General features: G+C 43.5%; 18 protein-coding genes. 10 read left to right on the top strand and 8 right to left on the bottom strand.

Going from position 1 to position 16,644, the window contains the following annotated elements; genetic code table 11:
- Window positions 1-27 precede the first annotated feature (27 nt).
- Both mmsB and L4C35_RS06650 read left to right on the top strand, forming a co-directional pair.
- Window positions 28-927 (top strand): 3-hydroxyisobutyrate dehydrogenase, encoded by a 900-nt coding sequence (mmsB, locus tag L4C35_RS06655; protein WP_428462141.1) that lies wholly within the window; start codon window positions 28-30, stop codon window positions 925-927.
- An 18-nt stretch (window positions 928-945) separates the two neighbouring features.
- Window positions 946-1,704 (top strand): SDR family oxidoreductase, encoded by a 759-nt coding sequence (locus tag L4C35_RS06650; protein ID WP_428462140.1) that lies wholly within the window; start codon window positions 946-948, stop codon window positions 1,702-1,704.
- Between the two features lie 150 nt (window positions 1,705-1,854).
- Here L4C35_RS06650 and L4C35_RS06645 read toward each other — a convergent pair whose 3' ends face one another.
- From L4C35_RS06645 to L4C35_RS06635, 3 genes are read right to left on the bottom strand one after another with little or no spacing between them, the layout of a single operon-like run.
- Window positions 1,855-2,109 carry a hypothetical protein gene (locus L4C35_RS06645; protein ID WP_428462139.1) on the bottom strand — a complete coding sequence of 85 codons (255 nt, stop codon included), beginning with the start codon at window positions 2,107-2,109 and terminating at the stop codon, window positions 1,855-1,857.
- Between the two features lie 37 nt (window positions 2,110-2,146).
- Window positions 2,147-3,166, bottom strand: coding sequence for an LLM class flavin-dependent oxidoreductase (locus tag L4C35_RS06640; RefSeq protein WP_428462138.1), 1,020 nt, complete (start codon window positions 3,164-3,166; stop codon window positions 2,147-2,149).
- A gap of 30 nt (window positions 3,167-3,196) precedes the next feature.
- Complete coding sequence (locus L4C35_RS06635; RefSeq protein ID WP_428462137.1) at window positions 3,197-3,631, bottom strand: carboxymuconolactone decarboxylase family protein; 435 nt, start codon at window positions 3,629-3,631, stop codon at window positions 3,197-3,199.
- Between the two features lie 145 nt (window positions 3,632-3,776).
- Between L4C35_RS06635 and L4C35_RS06630 the strand changes: the two genes are divergently transcribed.
- The 3 genes from L4C35_RS06630 to L4C35_RS06620 all read left to right on the top strand — a co-directional run bounded on the left by L4C35_RS06630 (window position 3,777) and on the right by L4C35_RS06620 (window position 6,090).
- Entirely contained in the window at window positions 3,777-4,673 is an 897-nt protein-coding gene (locus L4C35_RS06630) for a LysR family transcriptional regulator (RefSeq protein ID WP_428462136.1), read from the top strand.
- Between the two features lie 62 nt (window positions 4,674-4,735).
- Window positions 4,736-5,458, top strand: coding sequence for a hypothetical protein (locus L4C35_RS06625; RefSeq protein ID WP_428462135.1), 723 nt, complete (start codon window positions 4,736-4,738; stop codon window positions 5,456-5,458).
- Between the two features lie 146 nt (window positions 5,459-5,604).
- A complete protein-coding gene (locus L4C35_RS06620) occupies window positions 5,605-6,090 on the top strand; it encodes a VOC family protein (protein ID WP_428462134.1) in 486 nt (161 codons plus the stop codon).
- A 74-nt stretch (window positions 6,091-6,164) separates the two neighbouring features.
- Here L4C35_RS06620 and L4C35_RS06615 read toward each other — a convergent pair whose 3' ends face one another.
- The 3 genes from L4C35_RS06615 to L4C35_RS06605 form a co-directional block, all read right to left on the bottom strand.
- On the bottom strand, window positions 6,165-6,788 hold the full coding sequence (locus L4C35_RS06615; protein ID WP_428462133.1) for a methyltransferase domain-containing protein: 624 nt from the start codon (window positions 6,786-6,788) through the stop codon (window positions 6,165-6,167).
- Window positions 6,789-6,826: 38 nt separating this feature from the next.
- Window positions 6,827-6,934 (bottom strand): 3-ketoacyl-ACP reductase, encoded by a 108-nt coding sequence (locus tag L4C35_RS06610; protein ID WP_428462132.1) that lies wholly within the window; start codon window positions 6,932-6,934, stop codon window positions 6,827-6,829.
- A gap of 314 nt (window positions 6,935-7,248) precedes the next feature.
- Entirely contained in the window at window positions 7,249-8,154 is a 906-nt protein-coding gene (locus L4C35_RS06605; RefSeq protein ID WP_428462131.1) for a LysR substrate-binding domain-containing protein, read from the bottom strand.
- 100 nt (window positions 8,155-8,254) lie between these two features.
- Between L4C35_RS06605 and L4C35_RS06600 the strand changes: the two genes are divergently transcribed.
- The 3 genes from L4C35_RS06600 to cutA all read left to right on the top strand — a co-directional run bounded on the left by L4C35_RS06600 (window position 8,255) and on the right by cutA (window position 11,915).
- Window positions 8,255-9,190, top strand: coding sequence for a DMT family transporter (locus tag L4C35_RS06600; protein WP_428462130.1), 936 nt, complete (start codon window positions 8,255-8,257; stop codon window positions 9,188-9,190).
- Between the two features lie 275 nt (window positions 9,191-9,465).
- A complete protein-coding gene (locus tag L4C35_RS06595; protein ID WP_428462339.1) occupies window positions 9,466-11,457 on the top strand; it encodes an alpha-amylase family glycosyl hydrolase in 1,992 nt (663 codons plus the stop codon).
- 140 nt (window positions 11,458-11,597) lie between these two features.
- On the top strand, window positions 11,598-11,915 hold the full coding sequence (gene cutA / locus L4C35_RS06590; RefSeq protein WP_428462129.1) for a divalent-cation tolerance protein CutA: 318 nt from the start codon (window positions 11,598-11,600) through the stop codon (window positions 11,913-11,915).
- Window positions 11,916-11,978: 63 nt separating this feature from the next.
- Here the strand turns inward: cutA and L4C35_RS06585 are convergent, their stop codons facing one another.
- Complete coding sequence (locus L4C35_RS06585) at window positions 11,979-13,658, bottom strand: electron transfer flavoprotein-ubiquinone oxidoreductase (protein ID WP_428462128.1); 1,680 nt, start codon at window positions 13,656-13,658, stop codon at window positions 11,979-11,981.
- Window positions 13,659-13,877: 219 nt separating this feature from the next.
- Between L4C35_RS06585 and L4C35_RS06580 the strand changes: the two genes are divergently transcribed.
- Both L4C35_RS06580 and L4C35_RS06575 read left to right on the top strand, forming a co-directional pair.
- A complete protein-coding gene (locus L4C35_RS06580) occupies window positions 13,878-14,630 on the top strand; it encodes an electron transfer flavoprotein subunit beta/FixA family protein (protein ID WP_428462127.1) in 753 nt (250 codons plus the stop codon).
- Window positions 14,627-15,589 (top strand): electron transfer flavoprotein subunit alpha/FixB family protein, encoded by a 963-nt coding sequence (locus tag L4C35_RS06575; RefSeq protein ID WP_428462126.1) that lies wholly within the window; start codon window positions 14,627-14,629, stop codon window positions 15,587-15,589. Before L4C35_RS06580 ends, L4C35_RS06575 begins: the two co-directional genes overlap by 4 nt.
- Window positions 15,590-15,736: 147 nt before the next feature.
- On the opposite strand, the gene L4C35_RS06570 is transcribed toward L4C35_RS06575, so the two are convergent.
- Window positions 15,737-16,528: a YMGG-like glycine zipper-containing protein gene (locus L4C35_RS06570; protein WP_428462125.1), complete on the bottom strand. Its 792-nt coding sequence runs from the start codon at window positions 16,526-16,528 to the stop codon at window positions 15,737-15,739.
- Between the last annotated feature and the right edge of the window lie 116 nt (window positions 16,529-16,644).

Below are 16,644 nucleotides of genomic sequence, written 5' to 3'. Positions count from 1 at the left end.
AACCCCCTATAAAGAATAGGAGTCATAATGAACACGATTGCATTTATTGGTCTTGGTAACATGGGTTCACCTATGGTGAAAAACTTACTCAAGGCAGGCTGCTCAGTGCGAGTGTTTGATATTAATGAGACTGCTGCGAAAGCATTAGCACCTCTGGGTGCGGTTGTTGCCCATTCATTGGAAGATGCTGTAAAGGGCGTCGATACTGTCATCACCATGCTACCTGCGGGCGAACACGTACGCGCTGTCTATTTGGGTGATCATCATGGCGGTATTGGCTTACTTAACATGGTCAGTGCGAATACTTTTTTGATTGATTCTTCAACCATAGATCCTGACTCAGCACGATTAGTTGCCAATGAAGCCCACAATAAAGCGTTAGAGTTTGTTGATGCACCTGTTTCTGGAGGTGTTGCTGGGGCAGAAGCGGGCACCCTGACGTTTATTGTCGGTGGCTCAAGCATAGGTTTTCAGCAAGCTCAGCAAGTGCTCCAACATGTGGGTAAGAACATCTTCCATGCTGGACAGGCTGGGGATGGTCAAATGGCCAAAGTTTGTAATAACCTGATGCTAGCAATACAAATGGCTGGTGCTTGTGAAGCGCTTAGTCTGGGTATCGACAACGGCCTCGATCCTAAAGTGTTGTCCGATATCATGCTACAAAGTTCAGGGCGTAACTGGGCATTAGAGCTCTATAACCCTTGCCCTGGTGTTATGCCAAACGTACCCGCTAGCAACCAATATCAGCCCGGTTTCATGAGTAAGCTGATGTTAAAAGACTTAGGGTTAGGGGCTGATGCTGCTTTAAAAAGCCAAAGTGCGATCCCTATGGGCAGTTTAGCCCGAAATTTATACGCGTTTCACAATGCGAGAGGAAATGAAGCACTAGACTTTTCGAGTATTTTTAAAATGTATTCAAAGAAATAGTGATAAGGATTTTCGCCCATGGAGATTAAAGAGAGCGTAATTGCGATAACGGGGGCAGGACAAGGATTAGGTCAAATGATGGCAATCACTTTGGCGCAATTAGGGGCTGATCTCGCTCTAATTGATGTGAATGAAGAAGCCCTTAGGCAGACCCAAGATCAATGCCACATGCTTAGTGCTCGCGCCATGATTTACAAAACAGATGTGACCAATGAAACTGATGTTGAGAGCGCATTTAGCAATATTGTTGAAGATTTTGGCCAGCTTGATGGCTTAATCAACAATGCAGGTGTACTCAGAGATGGGCTACTGGTTAAGCAAAAAGAAGGTATCTTGTCGAAGATGTCATTAGAGCAGTTCACGACAGTGATGAATGTGAATGTAAATGGCACTTTCCTGTGTGGTCGTGAGGCGGCAGCGAAAATGATAGAGACGGATCGCCAAGGGGTGATCATTAATATTTCGAGTGTGGCACGGGCGGGGAATATTGGTCAAACTAACTATGCGGCCTCAAAAGCAGCAGTAGCGACTATGGCGGTATGTTGGGCGAAAGAGCTAAGCCGATACGGGATCCGCGCAGCGGCCATTGCGCCAGGAGTTATCAAAACAGCCATGGCGGAGCAGCTCAAACCAGAAGCCATAGAACGGCTTGAGAAAATGGTGCCATTAGGGCGAATTGGTGACGTGGCTGAGATTGCCCATACCGTTAAATTCATTCTTGAAAATGATTATCTAACCGGCCGTGTTATTGAAGTGGATGGCGGTATGCGAATGTAAGCTTGTAGTGAACTAACACAGTTAGGTTGGCATGACAGCACAATTATATAACAGTGCAACTATATAACAGCGCAACTATATAATAGTGCAATTCAGAAAACGGCCTAAAGGACTTATCCTCTAGGCCGTTTCTCATAAATCGCGCTTTGGTTATACTTTGCTGCTATGCAATGGACTGTGACGGTTTGACTTTTCACTATGTATTTTTAGAAGAAAGTAAACATTAACACAGGCGATAAAACCATTGGTTACCGCGACAGGCCATGCGTTAATCAGCAACGCATAGGTAGTGAAAAGCATGCAACCAATAAAATTGAGAACACGTAGTTTCACGATATTTTTCATTGTTAGCGATAGAGCAATCATTATCGATGCTGCGTACCCTAACATCTCCACTGTATTCATTATTAATTTCCTGAAAGCTGTGTGACTGACTAATGCGCTATTTAAACTCGGGCAAAATATCTTGTGTAAAAGCGTCTAAACAACGCTTGTTTTGCTCATGGCTTAATCCATTGGCAAGCCAAAGTGCAAATTCGCTAACACCGAGGGCCTGATATGTTTTCAGTATTTCTAATACTTCATCAGCTGTTCCGATAAGTAAGTTTTTTGCTAAATCTGCTGGTGAAAAACCAGCAGGTACAACAACCTCACCCTGCAGCCTTCCATTTGAGACGGTGTTTGCTTGATTGAACCAAGCAGAAAACTCACTGTAATAATGACTAAAATGCTCAAGCATCTGCGCTTTTTCCTGCTCGTTTTCTACGATGTAAGCGTGCTGAAGAAGCATTAATTTTGCGTCATATTTAGCGTTTTTAGCTGCATGATTAAAGATGGCAATACTGTCTTTTACTTTATCGATACCCAGCCATAGTGGTGTCATTTGTACATGGCACTCATGTTCGATAGCAAAAGCGACAGTTTCTGGGCTTTGTGCTGCAATCCAAATTGGCGGCTGATCCTTGCTTGAAACCTGCGGTGTAACCGATGTGACGGGGAACTGCCAATGTTCTCCGCTATGGGCGTAATTTCCCTTCCATAAATTGCGCACGGCAATTACGTGTTCGCGTAACATTTCGCCCGCTTGTGGATGAGTGATGCCACTGGTCAGCCGATCATATTCATATTGAAATGCCCCTTTGGACAGTCCTACCTCTAAACGACCATTAGTGACTTGGTTCGTAAACGCAATTTCGCCTGCTAAGCGAATAGGGTGCCAGAATGGGGTTACAATAGTGGCAGTGCCTAAACGTGCGTGCTGGATCTGATCCGACAGTGCGGCAATGGTAAGTAAAGGGTTAGGTGAAATAGCAAAATCCATGGCGTGATGTTCACCTGTCCAAATGGTGTAAAAACCACTTTGATCTCCTTGCTTACAAAGTTGTATGAATCCTTGATAAGCTTCCTCGTAGCGAGTATCTACTTTGGTTCTTTCTGTATGCAAGCAAAGAGATATTTTCATAATGATGCCTTCTAACTGTGTATTTTAGAATTAGTGATGCATTTTTGTCGCAAGCGCAAAGCGATTCCATGCATTGATTGTGATGGTTTGCATCATTGCTTCTGCTGTTTGTTGCTCACCAAAGTGTTCAATACAAGCTTGGTAAGTCGTATCTGACACACCGGCTTGATGAATGAGTGTCATTTCATCAACTAATTGCAGTAGGGCTTGTTCTTTCTCGTCAAAACGTGGTGATTCTTTCCATGCAGAAAGCGCAAAAATCTTTTGTTGTTCCACACCTAGCTCTAATGCCGCTTTTGTGTGCATTTCAATACAATATGCGCATTGGTTAATCATTGAGGCTCTTAGTTTGATTAACTCTTTTAATGCAGCCGTTAATTCGGTAGTAGCAAGGTAACCTTCTAGACCTAGCATAGCGGTTAGTGCTTTAGGTTGAACTTCTGCGATAGCGATACGGTTATTCATAATGTTACCTTTAATATAATTTCTTTATAGAGTTGATTTATAAGCTGGTTCGTCTTATCGACAAGATGAATTGTGCGCTAAAATACCTGAGTGCAGAATGCCTCTTGAACCTAAATAAGTTTTGCGTAATTCGCAAAGGTGGAAAATGTTAAATCAAATTAGAATATTAGCGCAGGTTGTCGAATCTGGCAGCTTTTCAAAAGCAGGACAGGCACTTAACATGGCACCTTCTTCTGTCTCTCGGGCAATAGATAACTTGGAACATAGGCTGCAATCAACACTCTTTAGACGTAGTACGCGTAGCGTGTCTTTAACCGAAGAAGGTGAGTATTTTTATCAAGAGTCGATAAAAATATTGTTTGATGCCAATAAGTTAATTTCAGAGATGAAAGGTGACCGCGCTGAGCCGCAAGGTATGCTGCGTATTTCAGTGTTTGAAAGTTTTGGTAATTTGGTGCTCGCCCCTCTATTACCTCGCTTTTTAGCTAAGTATCCACAAGTGACGGTGGAGATCGACTTAGATAACCATATGGTTGATTTGCACAGCGAGAACATTGATATCGCTATTCGCATTGGTACACCACAAGACAGTAATTTAAAAGCGCGTAAGTTAATGCCAAATCTAACGTCTTTGGTGGCAACGCCTGAATATCTTGCCGCTCATCCTGAAATTAAACAGCCTGAAGATATACAGCAACATAACTGTTTGTTAATTAGCCATGCGCGTCAACGCAATTATTTCTACTTTTCTAATGATACAGAGCAGCGGCGCATTCCCGTTAGCGGCAATTTAGCGTCGAGAGGGGGCTCGCCATTACTCAGTGCTGCATTATGCGGATCGGGTGTATTACTGCTGTCGACATGGATGGTGGAACCTTATTTGAAATCTCAGCAGTTGGTAGAAGTCTTACCTAACTGGACGGCGAGATCGTCTGAGCATGATAGTGGTGAAATTTTTGCCGTTTACAAAGGCATGGAATACCCCAAACCCCATATTAGAGCGTGGTTGGATTTTTTAGTTAAAGAACTTGCGGCCGAATAGGTTACTGATCCGTGTAATAGAGGTTCAGTGATGTTGACGCGCAATAGATTGTTGGAATAAAGATGACTCTTGTAGAAAATACTATTGTGACAGCGTTGAAATATGGACATAAACGTCAGCGTCTTACTGAGCTAGCCCAAAAACGAAGAGAAAATACACCTGAAAACGTTAATTCTATCGCTGATTTTTATTGTGGTGCATACGATACCGAGTGGGTGTCGCCTTATACTAAATCAGCATCTAATTTGAATGCGACGGTTATGGTGCTACTGCAAGACTGGGCATCAAGCGAATACTTATCGAAAGCGTTTAAGCCTGAATTAGTTGCGTTAGGACTAGATACGAAATTACCAACGTCTCGGCAATTAACTGCACTTCTTGCTCGTCACTTTAGTCTTCGATTGGAGGATACTTTTGCGACTAATCTTTACCCTTATATTAAAAGTGGTTCATTATCAGCTGCTATGACATGGCAAGGTTTAGTCGACAGCGCCAAGCGTTATGCTTTACCCCAAGTTAATATTGTCGCGCCTCAAGTAGTAATTTGCTTAGGACTTAATGTGTTTAATGCGCTTTCTGTTGCGAACGGTGGAGCACGCTACAAACGGTTAGGTCTTGCAATTCAGAGCCCGTTTGCTATTGCATTAGAGAGTGGTCAATGCTGCTATGTGTATGCGCAGGCACATACAGGTTTTCATGGCCAGACGTCTCGTAATCGGGGGGATTCGAAGCAAGTTGAACTCGACTGGGCTCATATGAGTGAACAGCTAGCTATGGCTGTATAGCTGTGCAGTTGATTTACTTGCGTGCGAAGTAATAACAATTGGTTATCATTTTAATTATTTTTGATAATTTCAACTAATCAGCGCTCTTTCATATACTCATTCCATCGAAACAAAACACGAACCGAATATTGCATCTGGAGTTAGTTATGAAAATGAATCACGTAGGCATCATGGTGGGTAATATGGATAAAGCCGTTGAGTTTTATACTAACGCGCTGGGTCTAAAAGTCGTGATGGGCAATACCAAAGTTGAAGAAGAACGTGAGACAGCAATCGGCCGCATGTGTATCGCTGTTTTTGGTGAAGGGTTTAAAGGTTTCAACATTGCGCATTTAGTCACAACCGATGGTATTGGTGTTGAGCTGTTTGAAATGAAAGATCGCCAAGAGCGACACGAGGTTGATTTTTCTCGAATCGGTATTTTCCATTTCTGTCTGCAAACCGATGATTTTGATGGCGTGATTGCACGTACGGAAGAATTTGGCGGTAAAGTACGCATGGACATTATGCGCTACCACCCTGAAGATGATAACAAGCAAGCTAAGATGGTTTACCTAGAAGACCCGTTTGGTAACTTGTTCGAGCTTTACTCTCACACTTATGAAGAAACCTATGCGTCAGAGTATGAGTAATTGATTGATAAATAAAAATAGCAGTTTTATACCAAGAAGGATTGGCCGTAATGCCAATCCTTTTTTGATCTGACTTATTTATCTTTTTGAATTATTTGTGGTTTTTTTAATACCACAGTGAAGTCGTCAGTGGAATATTGATCCTCGATATAACTGTCGCTTGATAAGCTGCGGCAATAAGCGAGGACCTGATCGGCGTGATAACTTTTTAACAGGGTATCTTCAGGAAATGTTTTTGCATTGAGAAGGTTAAAGATCACGGCATCATTCGCGGTTTGGTACATTTTACTGATCATATTGACGAGATAATTTGAGTCACTGCTATGGTAGTTTAGTGAGCCTGAAGCAATCACTATGTCGTGCTTTGGCAAAGTATCTCGGGCAAAGTCTGCGTTAACGAATTCACTTGCCGTTAGTTGGCGTTTCTTCGCTTCTTTTATGAAAGCTTTATGCTGGTCGATGCCAGTGTAATACGCAATATCGTAGTGCTGATCAATAAAGGGTTTAAAGTCACCGTAGCCGCATCCTAAATCGAGCACGCTTTTATGATTGAAGTCGTGTTGTTTTGCTATGATACGAAAGCGTGAAAGTTGCGACTCTTCATCTCGCCAGCCAAGAATTTTTGGCGGATTGTCTGGCCACTTTTTATTTCTGTCTTTGTGATAAAAATAAATGTTTAGACGATCAAGAAAATTCACATTGTTTCCTTTAATCAGGTTGTAGACCCACAGTCTAACTATGGCCCATAGAAAGCGACGTATAGCGCCATTCCACCGCCAATCACAAACATGATCATCGCCATGAAGGCGGCAATCTTGTTTAATACTGTAAATAGTTTATCCATGATAACTCCTCGTACTTTGGCGTTAATGTGCCACAAAAGTCTGTTGGTTTCGAGTGCGAAGTTGCAACAAAATACAAAAGCGCAATAACCCCGTCGTCGCTTTATTGCTAATGGTGTTGTACCTTCTCTCACTCTTGTCAGAATCAACTTAGTATCGCGATTTATGTTATAACGTTTGCTATAAAACCTCTTTTTGCCATTTATTACCTTTCCTGTGATCTCGTGTAGGTGATTGGATTATTTATTGTGATTCTGTGAATAATATTTCAAGTGGTGGAAGTTGTTTTACTAATATATAAATAGCCACAATGAAACTAATGCGGTTCCATTTCATCACATTGACGTCGTAGCCACGCTCCGAGTTTACGTATATCTGGCTGATCGACACTGCTTTCTTTATAAGTGAAATAGAAACTATCCCCAGTCGGAAGATCATGGAGTGGAATACGTACCAGTTCGTGCTGATGTTCTTCTTCTGTCATAAAGTAGTGGTTTAATAGCGCGATTCCTTGGTTGTAACGCGCAGCCTCTGCTGAGAGTAGTAAATGACTAAAATAGTGCATTTGAGCATGGTTAGGTAATTGAAAGTGCCCTAACTGGCACCATGTACGCCAATCATCACCTTCTTTACCTGCTGGAAGTACGGATTTAACAGATAAAAGCGGGAAATGCCACAGTGCATCAGGCATAGGTTGATCTTTGATTTTTTCCCATAGTTGCTTACTACATACTGGGTATAGTCGTTCATTATAAAGGAGATCACTGGTGTATTTGGCTTTGGGGGGCTTACAAGTAATAAAGCAATCGGCAGTCTGATCGTTAAAGTCGGGTTCGTCCGCAACCATGGTTAAAGATAGATTGATCTCAGGGTATTCTTGCCTAAGTTTATCAAGACGAGGGATAAGCCATTTAACCGCTAAGGTGCTGTACATTGCGAGCCGTAATTGCCCTTTTTTACCTTCTTTTATTACTTGGCTGGCATACGCGATATCTTGCAACGCATCGCTGATCGTATTGTAATAGTGCTTACCGTCCTCACTGAGAGAAAGCAGCCTGCCTTGGCGAATAAACAGCGGTTTTCCTAAATAATCTTCCAGTAATTTCACCTGATGACTCACGGCACTTTGAGTGACATTGAGCACTTCAGCAGCTTGCGAAAAGCTATTATGGCGGGCGACGGCTTCAAAGCAGTGAACAGCACGGAGTGGTGGAAGCTTCATTATCGAAATAGCTCATACTAAAGTAATATTTATCATTATACTTCATTTTGGAGATTGAATACGCTGCATAAAATTTTCACAGGGTTTAAGAGTGTGTTCAATGTCTAATAAAAGTGTCGGTTATGCGATGATACTCCTGATTGTTGGTAATTTAATTGCGGTATTTTCAGATGCGCTAATTAAAACGCTTGATGATGGTGTCGCTGTGTTTCAGTTTGTCTTTTTCCGGCAGCTAACGGCGGTGATTATCTTATTGCCATTTTGCGCCAAAAGCTCTTTTTCTGAATTCAGCCGTGGGCTGAAATGGCATGCGCTTCGCGGCCATATTTGGCTTTTTGGTGCTGTTTTTATGGTTTTTGCCATTAATTCAATGCCGCTGGCGACAGCAAATGCCATTTTTTATGCAGCCCCGCTTATTATGTTGCCGCTAGCATTCGTTTTCTTCCGTGAAAAGCTGAGCAAGCACTCTGTCATAACTGGTGTGGTGGGTTTTATTGGGGTGCTGGTGGTTATTCGCCCAACACACATTGATTGGGCTGCAATTTCAGCACTGGTCGTTGCGCTAACCTTGGCTGGAAATAACTTGCTGATACGTAAGTTACCTACTAACCAAACTGTTGCGCAGACATTATTGCTAACCAATGCGGTCGGTATGCCTGCATCTCTCGGGCTAGCTTTGTGGGAGGGTGAAACATGGAATTGGGCACCATTACTAACAGCGGCGGGCTCAAGCTTTTTCATTCTGATTTACGCTGCAACCTGCGTTGTTGCTTATCGTTCGGTTGAAAGTAATAAAATTGCGAGTGCAGAATACAGTGGCTTATTAGGGGCTGTCTTAGTTGGCATTGTGTGGTTTGGTGAAATTCCTGAAATTGAAATGCTTATTGGAGCGGGTTTGATAATTTTGCCGTTATTGTTATTGGCGAAGATTGAACAGAAGCAAAAAAGAGCACAGAAAGAAGCGGAACAAAGTGTGCCAAAAATGCCACTGGATGCCGATTATTCGTTAAGTATAGATCCCTCGGTAGAACGATGAAAGATCAGGAGTAATAGGAATAAAAATCAGGCTGAACGATATGTGAAAGTCTAATAAAAACAGCGATTAGAATTATAGCTGTACTGAATGTGACCTTGATCTCTCAGCCTTGGTTCTACGCCTGCAATAAAGTGCTATAAGGATGGGGTAATACATATTCATATCGCTAATAATAACGATGAAATTATCTAAATATAAGACAAACAATAATAAGTAATAATTTATTGAAGGACTTCATCGTGAATAAAAGGATAGGAAAAACAACGTTAGCGATCATGGTTGCTAGTGCTCTTGCTGGCTGCCAAAGCACACAAAATAATGAAGCGTTAGGTTATCTTAGCGAATCCTATGAATGCGCAGTACCTATGGTTGAGCAATCGCAAGATTTACGTATTTATCAAGTGATGGTCGAAAGTTTTGTAAATGGCGATGACAGTATCGGACACGGTACGGGTTACGGCACCAGCCACCATAAAGGTGATTTACAAGGTGTGATTGATTCACTCGACTATATTCAATCGCTTGGTATGAACGCTATTTGGTTAACGCCAATTTTCAATTCCATTCCCGATGAAGGACAAAACCATTGGGCTGATCGTTTAGATGCGACAGGCTATTTTACCAGTGACTACTTTAGTATTGATCCACGTTTTGGCGATATGGATAAAGCGCGTGAATTAGTTGAAGCAGCGCATGCGAAAGGCATGTATGTGTTCCTTGATGGTGTATTTGGTCACCATAAAGACAATGTCGTGCCATCGCCGCAAGGCCGCCTTCCCGCTGGTGACAGTAATCCTGTCGATTACCCAGAAAGCCTCGCTTTTTACCAGGAAGTCGCGTCTTACTGGGTTAAAGAACTCAAGATAGATGGATGGCGGTTAGACCAAGCGTACCAAGTGCCACTACCAGCTTGGAAGGCACTGCGTAAAAGCGTTGATCAAGCTTCGCAGTCGGTAACCTATCAAAATGCTGAGGGTGACACTGTGCATCCATTAGGCTATATGGTTGCTGAGATTTGGAACAACGAAAACTACATTACTCGTACAGGTTACGGTCCAGAAAAAGATCCTGCTCTATGCTCGGCGTTTGATTTCCCTGTACGTTATCGCGTTGTAGAAACGTTCGCGGTTAATGAAAACAGCAATGGCGCTAAAGGCGGTGAATGGTTAGCTGAAGGCATGAAGCTACACGATTTATACCCGCCACATGCAAAGCCTAACCTGATGCTGGGCAATCATGATCTCGTCCGCTTTGGTGATTTATTACAACGGGGCAACATCGCTAAGCCTGATCAGGCAGAATACTGGGCGCGTCATCGTGCTGCACTTTCTTTCTTAGGGGCGTATAACGGCCCGATCACCTTGTATTACGGTGAAGAAGTGGGTGATGAAGTCCCTAACTTTGCGGATAAAGCCAGCAGTGATATTTGTGCGCTGCAAGGTTACTGTGATGATCATGTGGCGCGTAGTAGTGCCAAAATTGACGGTGTAACGGTGCAATTAAACCAACAACAGACTGAACTGCGAGATTATGTTGCTTCGTTAATGACACTTCGCGAGCAGCACCCTGCAATAGTGCATGGTAAGCGTACTTCGGTATTAGCGACAGACGCTGTGTATGTTGATCATAAGCAGAAAGGTGAAGACGCCTTACTTTACATGGTGAGCACTCAAGCGAAAGCAAATGTGTTAACCCTTAAAGCGACTGATATTGCATCGGAAGGCGCTTTGGTTGACTTGCAAACCCAAGCCCGTTTTACGCCTGTGAACGGAGAGTATCAGATCCCACTATCAGGTTTCCAAGCCCGTTTTCTTGAGATAGAAAAAACCTCCAATGCAGGGGTAAAAGTTGAAACAACTGCCGCTGTGCTAACGGGAAAAGGCTTTATGGCGCAGTGTGATAACCCAACAGTAGCAGAGGCTGGTCCTAAGACGGAAACCATGTATGTGGTGGGTGATTTTGCAGATTCTGGCTGGAAACATAAAGAAAACCGTGCTTACAGCTATAAAGGTGACAACACTTACCAAGTGGTGGTGGATGAAGTGGCGGGGGCTTATCGTATGCAGTACGCGACTAAAGATTGGTCGCCACAATACACAGCTGAGGGTTTAGAGCTAAAGCCTGGGCAAGAGAAAACCCTACAGTTTGGCGGCTACGGTAAAGATACCGCAGTCACGCTCCCAGTGGCGGGTCGCTATGTGTGGAGTTTGAAATTTAGCGATCAAGGCAGCCCGCGTCAAATCATGGTCTCTAAGTGTGCTGAATAGCAATTAACGGGTAAATGATAAGTAAGGGAGCTTGGTGCTCCCTTTTTGATCGCGATTAAAATAACAAGGTTCTACTTTAGAGAAAGAGAAAGAGAAAGAGCGATATACTCACTCTTAATGAATACAACAGAGAGAAAAAAATGACCGAGCAGTGCTGTGTAGTGATGACTACGTTCTCAGACGAAAAAGTGGGCAAACGTATTATTGATGCTTTGATTGAACAGCGGTTAGCGGCGTGTATCCAAGTGCAAGCCATTGAAAGCTACTATCACTGGAAAGGTGAAGTGAACTGCGATGCTGAAAAGCAGATGATGATAAAAACCAAAGTTTCACTTTATGACGCGGTGGAAGCCGAAATTGTAAAATTACATGACTATGAAACGCCTGAAATTATCCAATTGCCAATTAGTCGCGGTTTAAAAGGTTATGTTGATTGGATTAATGAAGAGTGCCAATAATCGGCACTCTCAATGTTCTTTCTGCGTCATTCGTTGTTTGCTTTATTGCCAGTAGAATACGGGTTACATATTCGGATAATTAGGTCCGCCACCGCCCTCTGGTGGGCGCCAAGTAATGTTTTGCGAAGGATCTTTGATATCACAGGTTTTACAGTGAAGGCAGTTAGCAGCGTTGATCACTAGACGCTGTTGGCCTGCGTCCTCGACGATTTCATATACGCCAGCGGGGCAGTAATACTGGCTGGGTTCCCCGTTTTCAGCTAAATGAGAAGTGATAGGTAGCATAGGATCACTTAATACCAAATGGCAGGGTTGATTGTCTTCATGTTGAGTGCCCGATAAATATAACGATGAGGCTTTGTCGAAGCTCAACATGCCATCTGGTTTGGGGTAAGCGATAGGCTTACATTTGGCGAGAGGCTTCAAGCTTAAATGATCAGGCAAGCTGTCGTGTAGCGTCCACGTTGCACGGCCTTTTAACCAGTTTTGTTCAATACTGGTGAGCACGCCTCCGAATAGTTGGCCGTACTTATGGATGTTAGCACCAACATTGCGCGATTGATGAAGCTCTTGGTATAGCCAAGAATCATGAAATAAGCGTTCGTAACCGGGTACTGTATGAGTAAAGCCAGCAGTGAGTTCATCATGTATTGCTTGGGCGGCAAGCATGCCAGATTTCATCGCAGTGTGGCAGCCTTTAATTTTGCCAAAGTTCAATGTACCTGCATCGCAACCAATCAATAATCCACCATGAAACTGCTGGCGAGGCAGTGATGATAAGCCACCTTTAGTGATAGCTCTTGCGCCATAACTGATGCGTTCCCCGCCATGTAAATACTGGGCAAAGACAGGGTGGTGTTTCATTTTTTGAAATTCATCGAAGGGGCTCAAATAAGGGTTTTGGTAATTTAAATCGACGATTAAGCCAACGGCGACATACTTCTCTTCTGAATTTTGGTCTTCTAAACGATTGCCTTCAAAGTGATAAAGGAAACTCCCCCCTGTTGTATCCGATTCACTGAGAGGAAAGCCCGTACCGTGGATCACTAGCCCTTCTTGATGTTGTTTGGCAGGGATTTTCCATAATTCTTTGAGACCCAGCGCATAGTGCTGTGGCGGTTTATTGCTGTCTAAATGGTAATGCGTAATAAGCTGCTTTCCTAAGTGTCCACGGCTGCCTTCAGCAAAAATCGTGTACTTGGCTTTTAGCTCGATACCAGATTCAAAAGTGGCCTTCGGTTTGCCTTGTTTATCGCGCCCCATATCTGCAGTCATTACACCCGTGACGGCATTATTGCTGTCATAACAAATATCGGATGCAGCAAAGCCCGGGAAAATTTCCACACCAAGTTGTTCTGCTTGCTTGGCTAACCAACGGCACAGTAAGCCCAAGCTAATGATGTAGTTACCATCGTTATTCATACTGTCAGGCGCGAGGTGCTCAGGGACGACCAGATGATTATTGGCATTGGTTAACCAATACAGGTAGTTTTCGGTGACTTGGGTCACGATAGGGGCATCGGAATGCTCCCAATCAGGAAAAAGCTCGTCAAGTGCGCGAGTTTCAAATACCGCGCCAGAGAGAATATGAGCGCCAACTTCTGCACCTTTTTCAAGCACACAGACACTAGGCGGAGCGGTGTTTTGCTGTTTTGTTAATAACATTAATTGGCAAGCGGCCGCTAAACCAGCAGGGCCTGCGCCAACAATCACCACATCAAACTCCATACATTCATGTTCCATCAAAGCTACCTCTGCGTGGGATTTGTAGACGTTTATACTGGCGATTTACAGTATAAATTTAACTATAGCGTAGTTGAGCACAGCTGGATGCAGTTGACGTAAACGTAAATTAAACTAGGCTCAAAGTATCATTTTGAGGCACATGTGCCACACATATCACAAGACAAAATATCGCGCATAGGCTCTCAAAAACATTTCTTTTTTAAGAAGGAAGACACTGTGAAAGTGCTAGTAGCGATAAAGCGTGTGATTGATCCTTATGTGAAAATTCGGGTGAAAAGTGATGGCTGTGGTGTTGAAGAGAGCAATGTCAAAATGGCCATGAATCCATTTTGTGAAATTGCCGTTGAAGAAGCCGTCCGCTTAAAAGAGGCCGACATTGCCTCTGAAATTATTGTCGTATCAATAGGTGATAATGCTTGCCAAGAGCAACTACGTAATGCGCTCGCATTAGGGGCGGATCGTGCGATTCATATTGCAACGGATGATAAACTGGAACCTCTCGCCGTAGCCAAGTTACTCAATGCGTTAGTACAAAAAGAACAACCCTCTCTGACGTTATTGGGTAAGCAATCTATTGATACCGACAATAACCAAGTCCCTCAAATGTTGTCAGCGTTAACGGGGTACCCTCAAGGCACTTTTGCTTCAGAATTAGTGGTAAACACACAAAGCGCAACGGTAACCCGAGAAATAGACGGTGGCCTTGAAACTTTATCCCTTCAATTGCCTGCCATTGTTAGTACAGATCTGAGATTGAACGAGCCGCGTTACGCCTCTTTACCCAACATTATGAAAGCTAAGCGTAAGCCATTAGCCGTCATCACAATTGACGAATTTGAGCTTGATGTAGCACCAAGGCAGCAAATTATCGACATTATGGTGCCACCTAAGCGTCAATCTGGGATCCGTGTTGAATCCGTGCAAGAACTAGTAACTAAATTGCGAAATGATGCAAAGGTGATTGAATGAAAACCTTAATTATTGCGGAACATAATGGGCAATTACTTAGTAATGACACCTTAAAAGTCGTGAGTGCAGCGAAAAAGTTAGATCAGCCTATAGATATCTTAGTTACTGGGGTAAGTCTGGCCGCGATTGCTAGCCAAGTACAAGATGTACAAGGGATACATACAGTGTTGGTGGCGGATGCCGACTGTTATCAGTACGGTATTGCTGAAAATGTATCAGTGCTGGTTGAAGCAATGGTTGGTGAGCACCGTGATAGTAGCGAAGGCTATAGTCATATAGTCGCTGCTGCGACTACGTTTGGTAAAAACATCTTGCCAAGGATAGCGGCATTACTGGATGTAGGTATGCTTTCTGATGTGATAGATATTGAATCGAAAGATACGGTTATTCGGCCAATTTATGCGGGCAATGCACTAGCTCGGGTTCGTTCTAACGACCTTATTAAAGTGATATCGGTACGGGCATCGGTGTTTGACGTTGCAGAGCAACTTCCTGACTCTCAGGGATCTGTACCAGTGAAAATGGTAGCAATAACCCATCAATCTCCATTCGTTGAATTTGTTTCACAGCAAGTGGTTGCGAGCGTTCGCCCTGAATTGCCAGTAGCGCGGGTAGTGGTTTCGGGAGGACGAGGGCTCGGCAGTAAAGAAAATTTTGCCATGGTAGAACAACTTGCCGATAAACTGGATGCAGCGATAGGAGCGTCACGGGCCGCGGTAGATGCAGGTTATGTTTCTAATGATTTACAAGTAGGTCAAACCGGGAAGATTGTTGCACCTGACTTGTACATTGCGATAGGGATTTCAGGGGCTATTCAGCATTTAGCAGGGATGAAAGATTCCAAGGTGATCGTTGCGATTAATAATGATCCCGATGCGGCGATTTTTGAGATTGCGGACTATGGGTTAGTCGGAGACTTATTCGAAATACTTCCTGCGCTGATTGATGAGCTTGGCTGAGTGAATGAGAGTCAAAAGCTAGAAAAACGGCACACATTCGTTGTGTGCCGTAGAGAAATGCGTTTATTCGTTAAGGATAAAGCGTACTCAAAAGTACAAGTAACTGACTTGCGGCAGTGGATTAGGCATTAATAGAAGTTCAATAAATTAGCTTCGAGTAAAGCGATATGACTGAACTTTAACATCTTGTCCGTCAATAGCGGCCCATGTATCAACCATCCACACATTGTTACCCGCAAAGCCAAGTTCTAACCGAACCTGCGAGGCATCAACGCCTTTAATGACACTAACATCGGTAGATTCTGGATAAAAGTTGTAGCGATTATTGGCTGCTTGGTACTCACCCACAAATTGAGCGGTAGTGTTATCAACATTGTTCTTTACAGAAAGGATATAACCCGTTGCAGGTGTAAAGCTAAACTCTGCTGTCATGGCGAGTGAATTGGCTGTGCCGTTGACTTGTAGGTTATTGATAGCAACCTGAGCTGCTGTTGTTTTGGTCAAAGCGCCAGAGGCATCTGCTTTTGCATTAATGGTTTCCCCCGTTGTATTGCTCCAGATTGCGACTTGCCAGTTACCCGTGAATTTATCAAGTTCTGCCCAAGCCTGAGGTTGAGTAGGGCTAGGGGTTGCGTTAGCACCTTGTTGTTGACTATTCCCTATTTGGGCAATGGCGTCATCGCGGCTTGAATGGCGTTGATTATCGCGGTTGTTATCAAGATCAACCATAGAACCGCTTACCCCACCAGCCACACCACCTGCGATTGCTCCTTTGGCTGCAAGCTCTGCATCACCAGTTAGTGCACCCATGGTTAACCCGAGCAATGCCCCACCAATGGCACCTTGTTTAGTTGCTGCATTTGGATCTGGATTAACACAACCTGTTAGTAAAGTGGCACTCAGTACAGCGGCGATAGAAGTTTTTAGCAAAAGAGTCATAGTTCGGTCCTGCTGGCTGTTTTTATTTGATATAAATGATAGTAAAGCTAAACACTGAACAGAACCTGATGAATAAAACAGCGCTTTAAATTGAGTGGAAAGAGTATGTCGAAGTG

Origin of the sequence: Photobacterium kagoshimensis (assembly GCF_050337045.1) — a bacterium.
Taxonomy (GTDB): domain Bacteria; phylum Pseudomonadota; class Gammaproteobacteria; order Enterobacterales; family Vibrionaceae; genus Photobacterium; species Photobacterium kagoshimensis.
The sequence above is the reverse complement of the archived record's forward strand: the minus strand, read 5'-3'. Positions and strand labels throughout refer to the sequence as shown.